Origin of the sequence: Micromonospora sp. SL4-19 (assembly GCF_047921475.1) — a bacterium.
Lineage (GTDB): Bacteria > Actinomycetota > Actinomycetes > Mycobacteriales > Micromonosporaceae > Micromonospora.
In genome coordinates this window covers 23271-40608 of the sequence record NZ_JBLROB010000020.1, presented here as the reverse complement: position 1 = coordinate 40608, position 17338 = coordinate 23271, and the positions used below count along the sequence as shown (strand labels likewise).

16 protein-coding genes are annotated in these 17338 nt (G+C 73.0%); 11 read left to right on the top strand and 5 right to left on the bottom strand.

Annotated elements, in window-relative coordinates; translation table 11 throughout:
* Position 1: 1 nt before the first annotated feature.
* Complete coding sequence (locus ACNAVT_RS21790; RefSeq protein ID WP_416298972.1) at positions 2-1135, bottom strand: N-acetylmuramoyl-L-alanine amidase; 1134 nt, start codon at positions 1133-1135, stop codon at positions 2-4.
* Positions 1136-1293: 158 nt separating this feature from the next.
* On the bottom strand, positions 1294-1791 hold the full coding sequence (locus ACNAVT_RS21785) for a hypothetical protein (RefSeq protein ID WP_416298970.1): 498 nt from the start codon (positions 1789-1791) through the stop codon (positions 1294-1296).
* A 178-nt stretch (positions 1792-1969) separates the two neighbouring features.
* Here ACNAVT_RS21785 and ACNAVT_RS21780 point away from each other — a divergent pair, with 178 nt between their 5' ends.
* Together ACNAVT_RS21780 and ACNAVT_RS21775 are read left to right on the top strand one after the other, a co-directional pair.
* Positions 1970-3760, top strand: coding sequence for a hypothetical protein (locus ACNAVT_RS21780; RefSeq protein WP_416298969.1), 1791 nt, complete (start codon positions 1970-1972; stop codon positions 3758-3760).
* Between the two features lie 111 nt (positions 3761-3871).
* Entirely contained in the window at positions 3872-4282 is a 411-nt protein-coding gene (locus ACNAVT_RS21775) for a hypothetical protein (RefSeq protein WP_416298967.1), read from the top strand.
* Between the two features lie 12 nt (positions 4283-4294).
* On the opposite strand, the gene ACNAVT_RS21770 is transcribed toward ACNAVT_RS21775, so the two are convergent.
* A complete protein-coding gene (locus ACNAVT_RS21770) occupies positions 4295-5935 on the bottom strand; it encodes a hypothetical protein (RefSeq protein ID WP_416298965.1) in 1641 nt (546 codons plus the stop codon).
* Positions 5936-6249: 314 nt separating this feature from the next.
* Between ACNAVT_RS21770 and ACNAVT_RS21765 the strand changes: the two genes are divergently transcribed.
* The 6 genes from ACNAVT_RS21765 to ACNAVT_RS21740 all read left to right on the top strand — a co-directional run bounded on the left by ACNAVT_RS21765 (position 6250) and on the right by ACNAVT_RS21740 (position 12999).
* Complete coding sequence (locus tag ACNAVT_RS21765; RefSeq protein WP_416298963.1) at positions 6250-8964, top strand: hypothetical protein; 2715 nt, start codon at positions 6250-6252, stop codon at positions 8962-8964.
* The gene (locus ACNAVT_RS21760; RefSeq protein WP_416298961.1) at positions 8957-9811 is read left to right on the top strand and encodes an ABC transporter ATP-binding protein; all 855 of its coding nucleotides are present in this window, start codon (positions 8957-8959) and stop codon (positions 9809-9811) included. The genes ACNAVT_RS21765 and ACNAVT_RS21760 overlap by 8 nt, the downstream gene beginning before the upstream one ends.
* Positions 9804-10487: an ABC transporter ATP-binding protein gene (locus ACNAVT_RS21755; RefSeq protein ID WP_416298960.1), complete on the top strand. Its 684-nt coding sequence runs from the start codon at positions 9804-9806 to the stop codon at positions 10485-10487. Before ACNAVT_RS21760 ends, ACNAVT_RS21755 begins: the two co-directional genes overlap by 8 nt.
* A gap of 134 nt (positions 10488-10621) precedes the next feature.
* Positions 10622-11527: a slipin family protein gene (locus ACNAVT_RS21750; RefSeq protein WP_416298958.1), complete on the top strand. Its 906-nt coding sequence runs from the start codon at positions 10622-10624 to the stop codon at positions 11525-11527.
* 57 nt (positions 11528-11584) lie between these two features.
* Positions 11585-11932, top strand: coding sequence for a PadR family transcriptional regulator (locus tag ACNAVT_RS21745; RefSeq protein ID WP_416298956.1), 348 nt, complete (start codon positions 11585-11587; stop codon positions 11930-11932).
* Positions 11929-12999, top strand: a complete 1071-nt coding sequence (locus tag ACNAVT_RS21740) for a hypothetical protein (RefSeq protein WP_416298954.1) — start codon at positions 11929-11931, stop codon at positions 12997-12999. Before ACNAVT_RS21745 ends, ACNAVT_RS21740 begins: the two co-directional genes overlap by 4 nt.
* A 63-nt stretch (positions 13000-13062) precedes the next feature.
* Here the strand turns inward: ACNAVT_RS21740 and ACNAVT_RS21735 are convergent, their stop codons facing one another.
* Together ACNAVT_RS21735 and shbA are read right to left on the bottom strand one after the other, a co-directional pair.
* Positions 13063-13914, bottom strand: a complete 852-nt coding sequence (locus ACNAVT_RS21735) for a hypothetical protein (protein WP_416298952.1) — start codon at positions 13912-13914, stop codon at positions 13063-13065.
* 76 nt (positions 13915-13990) lie between these two features.
* Positions 13991-14569 (bottom strand): RNA polymerase sigma factor ShbA, encoded by a 579-nt coding sequence (gene shbA, locus ACNAVT_RS21730; protein WP_416298950.1) that lies wholly within the window; start codon positions 14567-14569, stop codon positions 13991-13993.
* Positions 14570-14746: 177 nt separating this feature from the next.
* On the opposite strand from shbA, the gene ACNAVT_RS21725 reads away from it, so the two are divergent.
* The 3 genes from ACNAVT_RS21725 to ACNAVT_RS21715 are packed head-to-tail and all read left to right on the top strand — an operon-like array spanning position 14747 to position 17338.
* Positions 14747-15766, top strand: a complete 1020-nt coding sequence (locus tag ACNAVT_RS21725; RefSeq protein ID WP_416298948.1) for an ABC transporter ATP-binding protein — start codon at positions 14747-14749, stop codon at positions 15764-15766.
* Positions 15763-16533, top strand: coding sequence for an MlaE family ABC transporter permease (locus tag ACNAVT_RS21720; RefSeq protein ID WP_416298946.1), 771 nt, complete (start codon positions 15763-15765; stop codon positions 16531-16533). Before ACNAVT_RS21725 ends, ACNAVT_RS21720 begins: the two co-directional genes overlap by 4 nt.
* Before the next feature lies 1 nt (position 16534).
* Positions 16535-17338 carry an MlaE family ABC transporter permease gene (locus ACNAVT_RS21715; RefSeq protein ID WP_416298945.1) on the top strand — a complete coding sequence of 268 codons (804 nt, stop codon included), beginning with the start codon at positions 16535-16537 and terminating at the stop codon, positions 17336-17338.

Below are 17338 nucleotides of genomic sequence, written 5' to 3'. Positions count from 1 at the left end.
GTCAGTTCTTCTGGAACGACTGACGCACCACGCCCCCCACCAGGGCGCACCAGGTGGTGGTGCTGACCTTTCCGTTCGGCTCCAGGCCGTGCAGGTGCTGCAGGTCCTTGAGAGCCTTCTTGGTCGGGTAGTCGTACTCGCCGGTGATCGCGACGTCGGCGTAGCCCTTGGAGTTGAGCATGAACTGCACCGCGCTGACCGGGATGCCGGCCGCATCCTTCTCCAGCTCGGGCGCCAGGGTCTCCCAGGTCGGCGCGGTGAGGGTGGCGTCGATGTCGACCGGGATGCCGTTGCGGGCCTGCCAGTCCTGCACGGCCGCGACGGTGGCGGTGTCGAAGACGCCGGTGATCGGGACGGTGTAGCCGCGGAACGTGAGCAGGTACTGCGCGACCTTGACGACGGGGCCGCCCACGAACCGCCAGATGTCCGGCCAGCGGCGGGCCGGCACGTCGGCGAGGTCGGTGCCGAGCTTGGCGAAGACCCGCCGCCGCAGCGCGGGGAACTCCCGGTAGAACATCGCCCCCGGGCACAGCGTGGCCCGGAAGTCCCAGTGGCCGAAGATGTCGTGCGCGTGCAGCCCGTACTGCTGGCAGATGGTGGTGCAGAGCTTGACCAGGGCGTCGAGCAGCTCGTGCGGCGGGGTGTCGGTGACGTAGGTGCCCTCGTTCTCGATGCCGATGGCCCGACCGTTCTCGCCCGGGCAGTGCGCCGAGATGATCTGCCGGTCACCGGCCTGGAGCCGCTCCAGGCTGCCGTGCCGGCCCTCCAGGACGTGGCCGCCCCGGCTCACCGTGAAGTGCTGGCCGGTGTCCGACCAGCCGTTGCCGTCCATGTGCAGGTCCTGGCAGTCGCGCGCCAGCTGCTTGGCGTGCTCCTCCGAGTAGTCGGTGCTGTTCGGGAACGCCATGTGGTGCACCATGATCTTGTTGCTGGGGATGGCGCTGATCGACAGCGGGTCCGCCGGCGGCCGGGCGCTCCACTCGTCGCAGCTGATGATCCAGTCGAGGTCCGCGCCCGGCGCGGCCTGCGCGGCGGCCGGGAAGGCGAGTTCACTCCCGACGACCGCGACCGTGGCGGCGCCGAGGCCGGCCCGCAGCAGGGTACGACGGTCCAGCTCGGGGTGGTCGAAGTGCATGTCATCTCCTCTGTGGCCGGGCACGGACCAGGGCATGAAAAGGAACTTCAAGAGCAGCGCGTGGGACGGAGGATATTGCCAACCATGCGCGGAGCGCTAGGGGTAACGGCGAGAAGAATCGATCTGCGTGCACCCGATGCCGGCTGGGGGCGGTCGAATCAGTCTGCGGTGAGCGGCAGCTCGACCGGTTCGGCCGTCGCGCCGGCCGGCGCGGAGTGCTGCGGTGCGGGGCGGGCCGGCAGTCGCGAGTGTCGGTGGTTGCGCACGGCGACCTCGCAGGTGACGAGGCGGATCGGTGCGGGCGGTGCGGCGAACGGTCCCGGCCCCCAGCGCACCCAGAGCGCGACCCGCCCGGCCTCGGCCTCGGCGAGCAGCTTCTCCACGGTACGCCGGCGGTCGGTGCGGTCCACCTCGATCACAATGGGCCGGCCGGTCGGGCGGGCGCAGGCGACGTCCACGATCGAGTGCCGGGTCTGGTACGGGGCGGGCAGCGGGACGACACTCGTGGCTCGCCGGTACACCCGGAAGCCCTGGGTGGCCCCCCAGGCAGCGACCGCGTCGACGAGTAGCGCGGTGACCTCGTCGGTCGACCGGTCCGCAAAGGTGAGTGCGTCCAGGTGCCCCGCGAGCGAGGCGGCGAGCGCGTCGTCGTTCACGGTTCGCCCCGGTCGCCGCGAGGGACGACGGTGCCGCGCCGCGCGGGAGTGGTCGCCACCGTCATCATGCGCATGATCCTGCCGTAACGCCGCGTCGGCGGCCGGACCCGGTCGCCGGATCCCGACCCCGGACGGGCGACCGTAGGCTGGCTCGATCGGCATCGGACAGGGGAGTGGAATGGGCGATCGGCCACGGCTCGACCGGCGGAGCGTGCTCCTCGTCGCGGGTGGCCTCGCCGCCGCGGGGCTGGGCGTTCCCGTCGGCCTCGCCGCCACCTCCGCGCCGGCACCGCTCAGCCCGGCCCGGGGACGGCGTCCGATCAGCATGGCCATGCACATCCACGCCTCGTTCAGCGAGGGCATCGCCAGCTACGCCGCCCATCTTGACCAGGCCCGCCGCAACGACGTCGACGTCATCTGGTGGACCGACCACGACTTCCGTGTCGCCGCCCACGACCATCGCCGCACCGTCCACTTCGACGGCCCGCAGGAACTGGAGGGCCCGCTCGCCTGGACCTGGCAGGCGTCCACCGAGGGCCGGCTCACCGCGTCCGCCGCCGACTTCGTCGACCGCCCGCACGCGGGCGACGACCCGCCCCGGGCGCTGCGCCTCACCGCCACCGGCGACGGCATCTTCTGGTACGCGGGAAGCGCCTGGAACTGGACGCACACCGGCAACATCTCCGACACCCTCCTGCACCTCGACGTGCTCCCGGAGACCGCCGGGCCGGACGCCGCCCTGATCGTCGAGATCGCCCTCTCCCACCACCCGGCCAGCGGCGGCCGGCCCGCCGGCCAGTACGTCCTGCGCTACCGCCTCGGCGCGGCAGCGCAGCCCGCCCACACCACCGAGGGGCTGCGCGGCACCGTCGACCTGCCCGCCCCTACCGGACAGTGGCGGCGGCACACCCTGCCGCTGCTAGCGGACGTTCGACGTCTCTGGCCCGACCTGGTCGCCGGGGACAACTCCCTGCGCGGTCTGCGCCTCGGCGTCGGCGTACGCGCCGGCGCCCGCGGCAGCCTCGTCGTCGACCGGCTGGTCATCGACCGCGCCCGTCGCGTCGGCCAGGCCGGCGAGGAGATGCGCGCCGAGGTGCTGCGGGCGTACGACGGAGCCTATTCGGGTGTCACCCACCACCGGGCGTACGAGGTGTCCATGGTCCGGCACCTCAACTGGTTCGGCGGTGACCAGACGCTGCCGGAGTTCCCGTCGCCGCCGTACCGGGACAACGACGCCGCGAAGACCGAGCGGATGGTCGGGTTCCTGCACGCGCACGGCGGCGTGGTCTGCTGGAACCACCCGCTCGACGTCGAGAAGCGGGACTCACTGGCCCGCCTCATGGTGGACCGGCACGCCCTCGGCGTCGACCTGATCGAGATCGGTCGCGCGCCGCTGGACGACCACCTCTGGGCGTACGACGTCGCCGCCCGCAACGCGGTCCTCGTCACCGCCGTCGGGGTCACCGACGACCATGACGGCACCGACTGGCGGGCCGGAAAGGAGCGCCACCTCACGTACGTCTGGGCGCCCTCCACCGGCCGCGACGACCTCGTGGCGGCCCTGCGCGCCGGGCAGGCCTGGTTCACCGACCTGGTTCACTACCGCGGCGCCCTCGACCTCGAGATCGCCGGCCGCACCGCGATGGGCGCGGTCGTGCTCACCGACGCGGCCGAGCTGGCCGTACGCCTGCACGCCACCGACCTGCCGGCCGGCGCGTCGCTGGAGGTCGTCACCGGAACTGTCGACCTGGCCGGCGTCGCCGACCCCACGCCGTCCACCGACACGGTGCGGGTTCCCGCCCGCGAACTCCGGCAGGGCTGGCACGACCTGCGGGTCACACCCGGCGTCGGCGCGTACGTGCGCACCCAGGTCCGGGGGCGGGACGGTGACCTCGTCGGCGCCAGCAACCCGACCTGGCTGCTGCGGCAGGCCCCGCCACGAGGCGTTCCGGCGGCCCGCCGCTTCTGACGCTTGCCGAGTCCACTGCTTTCCATCGGCGGGGCACGCCTCACCAGATAGCCTGGCAACGCCGAGTGACGAGGCGCTGGCGGCGGTATGACGGGGGGCGCATCAGATCCGATGGACGCACACCCGGGCGACGCCCGGAAGAGTCAGCGGCTCGTTGCCGGACTCCTGCTGGTCGCGGCGGGGCTGCTCGGCATCCTGACCGGCGCCGCGATCATCCCGATCGACCCGTACGTCGACATCGGCAGCGACCGTTATCACCACCTCGACATCACCGGCTGGGGCTGGTTCCGGCTGATCGTCGGGGTGGCGACCACCCTCTCCGGCGTGGCGCTGGCCGTCGATCGGCGGGGCACCACCGTGCTGGCCATCGTCATCGGCTCGGTGAGCATCCTGGGCAGCATCCTGATCTTTCCGTACCACCCGCTGCCGGCCGCGATCACGGCGGTGCTCGCCGCCATGGCCGTCTGGTTGCTCGCCGGGCAGCTGCGTGCGTCGCGCCGTGGGAGCGTCGACCGCGTGTGACGGCGCCAGCCGTCAGGGGTTCTTCAGCGGTGCGCAGATTTTGGCGGACGAGAACGGCCGGCCGGGTGGCGCCGTGGGCCGCCACACCGGGTTCGCGTCCACCGCCAGAAGGGGGGCCTGCCAGGCCGCCGCCAGGCCTTGGAGCAGGCCGTACTCTCTTCGGACCTGGCTGATGTTCTCGCCGGCGAGAAAGTCGATCACCTGGCTCTCGACCACCTTCCGGCTGAGGAACCCTCCGTGGAAGGACGGCACCTCGACCACCGGAATCTTGGTGAACGGACCCGGCGTCGTCTCCGCCGCAGTGACGGTCGGCAGGAAGGCGATCACCCGTACGCCGGGAATGGGACACATCGTCTCGAGGCGGTAGAACGGCGCGTCTTCAAGCAGCGAGCGGACGAATGGCTCATCCGGGTGACTACCGGCGGAGGAGCCGAGGTTCGCCAGGTCGAACATGCCCCGCAGCAGCCAGCCGGTGGCTATCCCCCAACCACTGCTGGCGTCCGGCGGGGGATAGTAGGCCCGACCGGTGCGGACCAGTGGGCTGAACATCAGCAGCGCCGTCACCGGGGTGTCGGACCGATGTCGGAAGTAGGTGCGGGCCACCATGGCGCCCTCGCTCTCCCCGACCAGGGCGATCGGCCGCCCGGTCCGCCGGTGCAGCGCCTGGACCTGCACGGCGAGCAGGTCCGCGCTCGACGCGAGCGACTGATGGGTGCGGGTCGGGGGGTACGGAAGCGGGCGGCCCTGCGCGTCGAGGCCGGCGTAGGAGAATCGCTCCACCCTGGGATCCGCCGCCGGCCGGCCGTCGTACGCGGAATTGTGCCCGGCCAGCAGAACGACCGCGTAGGGGACGTCGGCGGCCAGCGGGTTGTTGAAGATCGGTGGCGTGAAGGTGTTCTTCTCGTTGCCGGGGTGCGAGAGCACCTGCGCCGCGAGCGGGAGGGCCAGGGCCAGCACCACCACGATCGGTACCACCGGCATCCACCGCAACCGGACGTGGGACGGCCGCACAGCCACCCGCACCATCCGGTTCCACAGCAGGCCGTTGATCGCCCCGACGGCCGCAGCGACGACCGGCGTCCACCCCTCGGGCGCGGTCCAGACCAGGCCGCCGGCGACCGTGATGACCACGAAGTCGAGCAGCGACCAGGCAACGAGCTCGGCTGACGGCAATCCATGCCACCAGCCGGCACCCACCGCCATTCGCTGCAGGAACGGGGCGAGGATCAGCATGGGCACCAGCGAGGTGAACAGGACCCACGACAGCGAGACCACCGACGCGGCCACCGCGAGCGCCGCGAAGGGCGCCACCACCGCCGCCGAGAAAGCGGCCACCCCCAGGTTGCGCAGCAGCAGGCTACGCGCCGACGGCCGGGGCACCCTCGCCGGCCAGGCCAAGCCGACCAGGGTCGCGGACAGCATCCCGCGCACCACGAGCGCACCCACCAGGCCGAGCGCGAACGTCAACCAGGAATTGTGGTAGACCAGCAGCCAGCGCAGGTCGTGGTAGGAGTCGTACGGCCAGACCGCCGAAGCCTGCCCGATCAACCCCTCCGCCTGCCGAAACCTGAACGACACGAGGACGAGAGACTCGGCCAGCGGGACCGCGGCGGCGACCACAAGCAGTGCCAGCAGGCGAGCTCGGCTCGGCACGGATTCTCCTTCGGCAGGCGGGGCTCCGTGCTGACTCTGCCGCGTCTCGGCGATCCGGAAGGGCGTAACTGCCGAACCCGGCCCGCCGCTTCTGACCTGTCGGGGCTTTCCTCCCGGGGGCGTGGGCGGGCAGGATCGGATGGTCCATTTACGACGGGGGATCCCATGCCGCACCGGCTCGACGAGACGGCCACGCAGCGCGCCCGTCGGCGGGGAGCAGCACGTTCCACCCGCGTCGGGCAGGTCGACGCCGTTTTCCGTTGCCATGGTCGGCCGCGTGGTGGGGCGTCCGACAGGGGCCGTGGTCCCTGCTGGTGCTGCTCGTGTTCACGGTCCTCGCCACGGCCAGCGCGGCGCCGCCGATGTTCGCCGAGGCGTCGGAGAACGCGGCGTTCGAGAGCGCCCGGGCCGGCGTGCCCGTCGGCGCCCGGCAGAGCGATGCCGACGTCGTGCGGCTGACCGCGTCGGCGTCGCCGTCCAGCGCCGACCAGCGCGCCGTCCTCGACGAGATCCGCGCCATCGCCGGGCTGTCCGCGCCCACCCTGAACGGGAAGTCGGTGGGCGTCGAGCTGGGCCGATCGTCCCGGTGGGAGTCGTTCCTGGCGCACGGGGCCCGCAGCGAGCGTGCCCGTCTCTTCGCGCTCCCCGACCCGGCCGAGCACCTCGTTCCGGCGGAGGACGGCGCCGCGGCGCAGGCCGGGGTCTGGCTGCCCGTGCCGCTGGCTCGGGAACTCGGTGTCAAGGCCGGCGACCCGGTGACGTTCTCCGCCCGTACCCGGCGGGGCGACGAGCGGCGCGTCGACACCACCGTCGCTGGGACCTACCAGGTCGCCGAGGACGGCCGCCGGCCGCTGGACCGCCCGGGCCGCCGGGACTGGTCCCTGCGCAGAGGTGAGCTGCCACCCGACAGCGGCTTCGAAACCCTGCCGGCGTATCTCGTCATCGGCGACATCGCGACCGGCGAACGACTGGCGAACGAGGTCGGTGACCAGATGCTCTGGTCGGTGGACGCCGCGCTCGCCCCCGGCCTGACCATCGCCGAGGCGCGGGTGGTGGCGGACCGGATCGGCCTGCTGCGCAAGCGGTATGTCCAGGGCCGGAGCGACGGTGAGGTCCTCGCCCGCCGGGTGGCCAGCGGTATCGGTGACCTGACCGAACAGGCCGGCGACGTGGCGGAGGGCGTGCGGCAACGGACCTCGCCCCTGGAGTGGGCCGCCGTGCTGGTCGCGCTGACCGCCCTGGTCGCCGTGGTGGCCGCCGCGCTGCGCAGGCGGGACATCGAGGTGCGCCACGCGGTGGGCACCGGCACGCCCACCGCCCTCGTCGGCCTGCTCTGGTCGCTCGAACACCTGCTGCCGGCCGTGGTGGGCGGCGTCCTGGGCTGGCTCTGCGCCTGGGCGATCGTCGGGCAGGTCGGTCCCACCGGCGCCGTGACCGCCCTGTCGGTCGGGCCGGGGCTGACGCTCGCGATGACAGCGGCGGTGGCGGGCGCCCTCCTGGTGGGAGCCTTCGCCGGCGCCGTCGCCGCCCGACGGGTCCGCCCGGCCGCCCCGAGCACCAGCCGTCGTCCCGTACCGTGGCTGGTCCTCGTGGTCGCCGCGGCGGCCACCGCGACGGCGGGTCTGGCGGCCGCGGACCGGTCCGGCGGCGATGCCCGGAGCATCGATCTGTTCGTGCCGTTGCTCGTCTTCATCGCGGCCGGTGCCCTCGGCATGCGGCTGCTGCCGTGGCTGACACGCGCCAGCTGGCGCAGCACCAGGCAGCCGTCCCGTCCGCCGCGTCCGACCGCGCTGTGGCTCGCCCGTCGTCGCCTCGTGGCGGCCGTGCCCGGGCGTGCTCCGGTCGCTGCCGCGGTGACCGCCGGCCTCGGCATGGTGCTGTTCGCCCTCTCGGGGGTGGCCGCCACCCGGACGAGCATCGAGGACCGGGTCGCCGCGCGGTCCGGGGCCGAGGCGGTCGCCACCATCGAGAGCGCCTGGCAGCTGGACGACGATCCGGTGCTGGCGCCACCGCGCCCGAAGGCCGACGAGTTGCCGCCCGAAGGGCCGGTGCCCGGGGTGCGCACGCCGCCGCTGCCAGCCCGTACCACGCTGGTCTGGCGGATCGACGTCACGAACGCGGCGACCTTCGGCACGCACCACCTCCTCATCGTCGACCCGGCCACCATCGACGGCACCGCCTCCTGGGGCCACGGGCCGGAACTCGCACAGGCCCGCCGCGCGCTGAGTCGACTCGCCGCCGAAAACTACGACCCGATCGTCGGGCTGCCGGCGATCGCCGTCGGCGTGGCCGATGTCGACGTGGGTGACCTCGTCCAGGTCGAGGGCGGACCGTGGCGGGAACGCCTGCGGGTCGTGGCCGCCGTCGACGTGTTCCCGCGGTACGCCGGCGAGCCAATGTACGTGGTGCCCGCCGGACCGGCGTTCCCGACGTTCGGCCCGGTGGACCCCCGGCTCAAGCCACGCGACAGGCTGAGCAACGGTCTCGCCGTTCGTACTGAGCTGTGGGGGACGTCGGACCGGGCCGTGGACGCGGTGCTGAGCGCCCACGGCGTGCAGCCGCGGCAGCTCGACACCGCGGGGCAGCTGCGTCGCCGGGACATCTTCGTCGCCGCCGAGCAGGCGGGTGGCTACCAGGTGGCGGTCGGCACCTACCTGGCGCTGCTCGCGGTGCTGGCCCTCTGCGTGCACGCCCAGCGCCGCGCGGCCGCCGACCGGCCCACCGACCTCATGCTCGCCCGGCTCGGCTTCGGGCGTTCCCGGGTCCTGCTGTCCCGGGCGGTCGAGCAGGCCGCCGTCGCGGCCATGGCGCTGCTGTGCGCCCTGCTGGGGCTGCTGCTGCTCACGCCCCTGGCCGGCCGGCTGCTCGATGTCGCACCCGACGACGCTCCCGCGTTCCGGCTGGTCGTCCCGCCGACGGCGGTCGTGGCGGCGGCCCTGGCCGCGTTGGTCGCGGCCGGGGCGGCGACGGCGGTCAGCGGGCAGCGCTCCGGCCGTGGCGAGGAGGAGGCGTACCGAACCGATGCCTGACCATGTCACCCGGCCGCTGCTCGACGGCGCGGAACTGCTCCAGCTCTACCCGACGCCCACCGGCCCCACCCAGGCGTTGCGCGGCGTCGACGTGCGCATCCGCACCGGCACACTGACCGCGATCACGGGCCCGTCCGGCAGTGGGAAGTCCACCCTGTTGGCGATCCTCGCCCTGCGGGAGCGGCCGGCCGGTGGGACGCTGCGCCATCGCGGCGCCCCGGTCGCCGCGCTGACCCGGCGGCAGCTGCAGCGGCTGCGCCGACGCCACGTCGGGTACATCGCCCAGCGGCCGGCGCACGGTCTCTTCCCGCAGATGTCCGCCCGCCGGCAGGTCGAGCAGGCCGCGTGGCTGCGCGGAGTGCCGATCGACCCGGCCGTGGTGCTGGGCGAGGTGGACCTCGCGGACCGGGCGGACGCGCTGCCCGCCGCGCTGTCGGGAGGGGAACAGCAGCGGCTCGCCGTGGCCGCGGCGTGCCTCGGGCCACCGGATCTGGTGATCGCCGACGAGCCGACCGCCGAGCTCGACGACGCCACCGCGGACCTCGTTCTCGCCCGGCTCCGCTGGTGCGCGGAGCAGGGCGCAGCCGTCGTGCTCGCCACCCATGACGCGCGGGCGGTGGCCGTGGCGGACGCCGTGCTGCACCTGCGGCACGGCGTGCTGTCGGCCGAGCAGCACGGTGCGGCGGCCCGGACCGCGGCCATCGACGGGTTCGGGCGGGTGCAGCTTCCGGAGCCGGCGCTGGCGCTGTTTCCGGACGGTCGCGCGCTGGTCGAGGTGCACACCGATCATGTGCGCCTGGTTTCCCCGGATCGTCCGGCGTCGGACGGGAGGACGGCAGATGACTAGCGGCTCGCCTCCGGTTCTCGTCGATGTCCAGGCGGTCACCCACACCCACGGCCGAGGCGCCGCGGCGGTCACCGTGCTGCATGGGGTCACGGTGGAGATCGGCGGGGGAGTCCTGGTGGCCCTCGCCGGCCGGTCCGGATCGGGCAAGTCCACCCTCTGCCACCTGGTGGCCGGCGTGATGGCCCCGAGCGCCGGTCGCGTGTGCGTCAAGGGTGAGCCGGCGACCGCCGTGCGGGACTGGGCCAGTGTCGCGCTGGCGCCCCAGCGGCTGGCCCTGGTCGGTGAGCTGACCGTCGCCGAGAACGTCCACCTGCCGGCGCTGTTGCGGCGAGCGCCGGTCGATCCGGGCCTGCTGGCCCGGATGGGCCTCGAACGCATCGCGCGGCGGCCGGCGCGGGAGACGTCGCTCGGCGAGCAGCAGCGGACCGCCCTGGCCCGGGCGCTCGTCCTCGCCCCCGCGCTCGCGGTGCTCGACGAACCGACCGCCCATCAGGACGACGGGCATGTCGAGCAGGTCGTCGGGGCGCTGCGGGAGTCTGTCCGACGGGGGACGACCGTCCTGGTGGCCACCCACGACCCCCGGTTGATCGAGGTGGCCGACATCGTGCTGAATCTGCACTCCGGGCGGCTCGTGCCGGACGCCGTGGGTCGAGGCGCCGCCCAGAGCGACGGGTGACGCCGGCGATCGGCCCCGGCGATGCCGGGCGTGCCTCACCTCGGCCGGACCGTGGTGGCCCGCGCGGGAATGGAGGGCGGCGAAACGGGTAGGCGCGGCGCCGGGAGGCGGGTGCCTCCGGGATCGGGGGGACCATGGCAGCCGCAGCAATCATCGCGCTGGTGATCATCGTCGTGCTCGTGCTGCTCGTGCTGTCACTGAGCGTCCGGTTGGTGCAGCAGTACCAGCGGGGCATCGTGTTCCGCTTCGGCCGGGTGCTGGAGGGCATCCGCCAGCCCGGTCTCCACCTGATCATCCCGGTCGTCGACCGGATGGTCCGGGTCAGCATGCAGACCACGGTGATCGGGGTGCCGGCACAGGGCGCGATCACCCGGGACAACGTCACGCTGACCGTCGACGCGGTCGTCTACTACCGAGTGGTCGATCCTGTGAAGGCACTGGTCAACGTGCGGGACTACCCGGCGGCGGTGCTGCAGGTGGCGCAGACCGCGATGCGCTCGGTGATCGGCAAGGCCGACCTCGACACCCTGTTGAGCAATCGGGACCAGATCAACGCCGAGCTGAAATCCGTGATCGACGCGCCTACCGAGAAGCCGTGGGGCCTGCTGATCGAGCGGGTCGAGGTCAAGGACGTGGCGCTGCCCGAGGGCATGAAGCGCTCGATGTCCCGCCAGGCCGAGGCCGAGCGGGAACGGCGGGCCCGGGTCATCGTCGCCGACGCCGAGTACCAGGCCTCCCGCCGGCTCGCCGACGCGTCACGGACGATGGCGGACACGCCGGGGGCGTACCAGCTGCGGCTGCTGCAGACGGTGGTGGACGTGGCGGCCGAGAAGAACAGCACCCTGGTGATGCCCTTCCCGGTCGAACTGCTGAGCTTCTTCGCCGAGTACGCCCGCCGCGAGGGGGCGGCCCCGGACGGACGGGGCCCGCAGGAGCCGGCGAGGCCGGTCGGGCCGGTGCTCGGCCCGGTCACCGAGAGCGTCGCGGCCGCCGCCGAGGGCGGCGACGGCCACCGCGGCCAGGGCGAACGACCGCGCTGACGAGATCTCAAGATTCGGCGACCAGTATATACCGATCATCGGTATATACTGGTCGCCATGACCGACAGTCCACTTCGGGAGCCCACGTTCCTGGTCCTCACCGCGCTGGCCGAGACACCCCAGCACGGATACGCCGTCATCGAGGACGTGCTGCGCATCTCCGACGGCCGGGTCCGGCTGCGCGCCGGCACCCTCTACGCCGTCCTCGACCGGCTGCGCGCCGACGGCCTCATCGAGGTCGACCGCGAGGAGGTGGTGCAGTCCAGGTTGCGCCGCTACTACCGGCTCACCGCGCTGGGCGCGGCCCGCCTCGCCGACGAGGTCGCCCGACTGCGCCGCAACGCCGACGCCGCAGGGCGGCGACTGCGCCGCGCCGGTCTGCTCGCCGAGGGAGGTGCGGCGTGAGCACCGACCAGCTGGCACGCCGCTTCCGTCGGCTGCTCGCCGTCTATCCATGGGAACACCGCCGGGCGTACGAGGAGGAGATGCTCGCCGTTCTCCTCGACGGCGCACGGCCGGGCCAGACCCGCCCGAGCGTCGGAGACGCGGTCAACCTGATCGTCGGTGGCCTGCGGGCTCGGCTGCGGGTGGGCGCACGGGGGTTCACTGAGCCCGCCTGGACCGACGCCGCCGCGGTGACCGGTGTTCTGGTGGCGTTGCTGCTGTTCGCCGCCGCCGGCAAGAGCCTCATCGACCAGGTGGTGGCGGACCCGTCGCTGCCGCCGCCGATGGGTCACGGCGGGCCCGACCTGGTCGACTGGCTGAGGGCGGCCGGTTGGGCCGCGGTCGGCCTCGCCGCTCTGACCGGACTGCGGTGGGTCGGCGCCGGGCTCGCCTGGGCCGGCGTGGTGGGCTGGCTGGCGCTGGTGGGGCCGGGCATCGCCGGCCAGCCCGTCTACGTGATCCACACCGTGCCCGAGTTCGCGCTCGCCCTGGTGGCGGCCGCCGCGCTCACCGTGCCCGCCCCGCGGCGTCGGGCGCTCGCCGTGCTCGGCGTACGCCGCCTGGCGGTGGTGGTGCTCGCGCCGCTGGCGGCGGTGGCCCTCCTGGAACTCAACCGGGTGACCCGCCCGCCCTTCACGACGGCCCCGGTGTCCGTGCAGGTGCTCTACGGGCTGGAGGCGCAGAGCGAGGCGGTGCTCTGGCTCTACGTCGCCGGGCTCGCCGCCGTCAGCGTGGCCGTCCTGGTCAGCCTGGCCACGCTCTCCCCGGCGGTACGCCGGCGCATCGTCGTCATGCTGGCGCCGGTCGCCGCGCTGGCCCTGCTGATCGACACCGCGTTCGCCGGCTGGGCGGTGTCCAACATCCACATGGGGCACCCGATCCCGCTGGTGTGGGGGCAGTGGGCGGCGCTGGTGCTCGCGCCCGTGGTGGCCTTCCTCGCCGGGGTGGTGCTGGTCCGCCGTCGGGAGGAGACGCTGCGCATGGTGGCCCTCGGCCGGACCGCCGACCGGGAGCAGCCCGCCGGATGAGTCCGTCGCCGGTGGTCCCGCGCCCTGGCCGGGGCCACCGGCGTCCGCCTTCCTGGTGGGGGTTCAGCGAAGCAGGTCGCCGGTGGGCAGGGGCAGCTTCGGCAACGGGGAGAGCAGCGACGGAATGGGCTCGGGCAGGGGAAGCTGCGGCAACGGCAGCAGCGGGCTCCGTTCCGTACCTGGGGAGCCGCTCGGGTCGGGCGGCGTCTCCGGCTGTGCCGGCTTCGTCCCGGGGGCCGTGGTAGCGGTGCTCGGCCGGGGGGCGGGGTCGGTCGGGCGCGTGGTCGGCGCGGAGGTGGCCGGAACGGCCGTCGGCGTGACCGCCGCCCGGGCCGCCGCGAGCTCCGCCGACAGGGCGTCGAGCTCGGCGCGCAGCCGGTCGGCGGTGGGCGGGTCAACGACCTTGGTCAGTTGGCCACGGGCCCGGTCGAGCAGCCGCTGGGCCTCGTCGAGTCGACCGGCGGCCAGCGCGGCCCGCGCCTCGGCGATGGCCCGTTCGACGAGCCGCACCTCGGCCTGCTGCGGGTGCAGCAGTTTGGTCAGCGACCACAGTGGGCTGCCCGGCTCCGCGTGACGACTCCCGACGCTCAGGCCGGAGACCAGCGCGAGCAGTGCGACAGCGGCCGCGGCGAGGCGCAGCGCCCAGGGTCGGGGCCGGCGGGAGCGGGTGGCCGGGCGCAGCGGCACCGCCGGTGCGGAATCCGGAGCGTCCCCGTCCGGGGCCGAAGGGCGGAGGTGGGCCGGCCCGGAGGCGTCGTCGGCGAGGTCGGCGTGCCAGGCGGCGAGCATCGTCGCCAGCTCGTCGTCGGCCGGCGCCGCGTCGCCCCGGCCGAGCGCGTCGAGCAGCATGTCGTCGCGGGCGAGGACCTCCAGGTCCATCGCCTCCTCGCCGTTGCCCGGCGTACGCTCGCTCATGCCGCCGCCTCGCTTCGCTCGGCGTCGCCACGAGACTCACCGGCGCTGTGCTGATGATTCGCTCGCTGGCGCTCGCTCATGCCGCCACCTCGTCCAATGCGTCTCCGGCAAGGCTACGGAGCCGGGCCAGGGCACGGGACTGGGCCATCCGCACGGCCGCCGGGGACATCCCGACGATCGCCCCCACTTCTTCGGCGGACAGGCCCACCGCGACCCGTAGCAGGACGATCTCCCGCTGTGCGTCGGGCAGCTGATTCAGCAGCGCCGACAGCCGGCGCGCGAGGTCGGTCGCGACGGCCTGCGCTTCGGGACCCGGAGCGGCGTCCGGTTCCTCCAGCGGCGAATCGGTGGGGGTGACTGCGGAATCCCTGACGGCGGCGCGCTGGGCGTCCGCCACCTTGTGCGCGGCGATGCGGTACACGAACGCCGCGAAGGGGACGCCCTGCTCCTGGTAGCGGGGCAGCACCCGCAGGACCGCCAGGCACACCTCCTGGGCGACGTCGTCGGCCGTGGTGTACGCGCCACCGACGCGGCCGAGCCGCCCTCGGCAGTATCGGACGAGGCCGGGGCGTATATCGGTGAGCAGCTCCGCCATCGCGGCCCGGTCACCGTGGACGGCCCGACGGACCAGCTCTGCATCAACTGCTCGGATCATGGGGTTGCGCGGCACCTTCATTACCGACGGGTTAACCGCACCGTACTGAAGCCGGCTGGTTTCCGCACCTCTCACTTTGGGTAGCGGTGCGACGGCGAAACGAATTCACCGCGAAACCTGTTGCGGCGTGAGCCATTTCCGCGATGTCTCTCTCAGAAGGGGCGACGGGAGGGGTCGATGGGCGTCGAGGTGGCCGTTCAGGGACTGACGAAGTCCTTCGGTGGCCAGCCTGTCTGGTCGGACGTCACCCTGACCCTGCCGGCGGGGGAGATATCCGTCCTGCTGGGACCCTCCGGCACGGGGAAGTCGGTGTTCCTCAAGACCCTGGTCGGCCTGCTCCGCCCGGACCGGGGCGACATCTGGATCGAGGGACAGAACCTGCCCCGGCTGTCGGAGCGGGCGCTGTACGAGGTGCGCAAGCTGTTCGGCGTGCTGTTCCAGGACGGCGCCCTGTTCGGCTCCATGAACATCTACGACAACGTGGCCTTCCCACTGCGCGAGCACACCCGCAAGACCGAGTCGCAGATCCGCGCCGTGGTCAACGAGAAGCTCGACATGGTGGGCCTGGCCGGCGCCGAGAAGAAGCTGCCCGGCGAGATCTCCGGCGGCATGCGCAAGCGGGCCGGCCTGGCGCGGGCGTTGGTGCTCGACCCGCAGATCATCCTCTTCGACGAGCCGGACTCCGGCTTGGACCCGGTGCGCACCGCCTACCTCAACCAGCTCATCATCGACCTCAACCAGCGCACCGAGGCGACCTTCCTGATCGTCACCCACGACATCAACACCGCCCGGACCGTACCCGACAACATCGGCCTGATCTACCACGGCCACCTGGCCATGTTCGGCCCGCGGGAGATGCTGCTGTCCAGCACCGAGCCGGTGGTCCGGCAGTTCCTCAACGCCCAGCGGATCGGCCCGATCGGCATGGCGGAGGAGAAGGACGCCGAGGAACTCGAAGCCGAGGCGCAGGCCGGGGTGGAGTTGCCGCCACTGCCGCCCATCCCGCTGCAACTGCCCCCGTCCGACGGACTGCCCCGCCGGGCCGAGCGCCCTCCCGGAAAGTGGTGCCGCGAGCACGGCGTCAGCCCGCCCCCGGGATCCTTCGAAGGCCGCTGGGACGAGGAACGACCCACCGTCGACCTGGGACCGCACCTCTCCGCCGACGGCCGCCACCGCGATCGGGAGGTGACCGGATGAGTGGCCCCGTGAGCGCGATACGCGGCTCCGGCGAGTTCTTCGCCTTCTGCCTGGACACGCTGCGCGGCCTGGGCCGGCGGCCGGTGCAGGTCCGCGAGTTCGTGCAGCAGGCCTGGTTCATCAGCTCGGTGTCCATCCTGCCCGCCGCCCTGGTGTCGATCCCGTTCGGCGCGGTCATCGCCCTCCAGCTCGGCTCGCTGGTCCGCCAGCTCGGCGCGCAGTCGTTCACCGGCGCCGCATCGGTGCTCGCCGTGGTCCGCGAGGCCGGCCCGATCGTCACCGCCCTGATCATCGCCGGGGCCGGCGGTTCGGCGATCTGCGCCGACCTCGGTGCCCGGAAGATCCGCGAGGAACTGGACGCGATGCAGGTCCTCGGCATCGACCCGATCCACCGCCTGGTCGTGCCGCGGGTGCTCGCCTCGATGCTGGTCGCCGTCCTGCTCAACGGTCTGGTGAGCGTCGTCGGCGTGACCGGCGGCTACGCCTTCAACGTCGTCCTGCAGGGCGGCACGCCCGGCGCATACGTGGCCAGCTTCCAAGCCCTCGGGCAGCTACCCGACCTGCTCGTGGGCGAGGTGAAGGCGTTGCTGTTCGGGGCCACCGCCGCGCTGGTCGCCTGCTACAAGGGGATGACCGCCAAGGGCGGACCGAAAGGCGTCGGCGACGCCGTCAACCAGAGCGTCGTCATCACCTTCATGCTGCTGTTCGCGCTGAACTTCGTCGTCACGGCCGGGTACTTCCAGGTCGTCCCGCAGAAGGGAAGCTGACATGGCCCCACTGCGCCACCTCGACGACCTCGGCGGCCAGCTCGCCTTCCACCTGCGTGCCCTCGCCTGGGCGCCGCGCACCCTGCGCCGCTACAAGCGCGAGGTGATCCGCCTGCTGGCCGAGGTCAGCTTCGGCACCGGCGCACTCGCCGTGTTCGGCGGCACGGTCGGCGTGATCTGCTTCCTCACCTTCTTCACCGGCACCGAGGTCGGACTGCAGGGCTACCAGGCACTCGACCAGATCGGCAGCAGCGCCTTCACCGGCTTCGTCTCGGCGTACTTCAACACCCGGGAGATCTCGCCGCTGGTGGCCGCGCTGGCCCTGTCGGCCACCGTCGGTTGCGGGTTCACCGCCCAGCTCGGCGCCATGCGGATCTCCGAGGAGGTCGACGCGCTCGAGGTGATGGGCGTGCCGTCACTGCCGTTCCTGGTCACCACCCGGATGATCGCCGGGTTCATCGCGGTCGTCCCGCTGTACGTGATCGGCCTGCTCGCCAGCTACCTGGCCACCCGCACCATCGCCGTCGGCTACTTCGGGCAGTCCGCCGGCACCTACGACTACTACTTCCACCTGTTCCTGCCGCCCGGGGACGTGCTCTGGTCCTTCGGCAAGGTGCTGGTGTTCAGCGTCATCGTGGTGCTGGTGCACTGCTGGTACGGCTACACCGCCCAGGGTGGACCGGCCGCCGTCGGCGTCGCCGTCGGGCGGGCCGTGCGTACCGCCATCGTCGCGGTCAACGTCGTCGACTTCTTCCTGTCCCTGGCCATCTGGGGCGCCACCACCACCGTCCGGATCGCGGGGTGA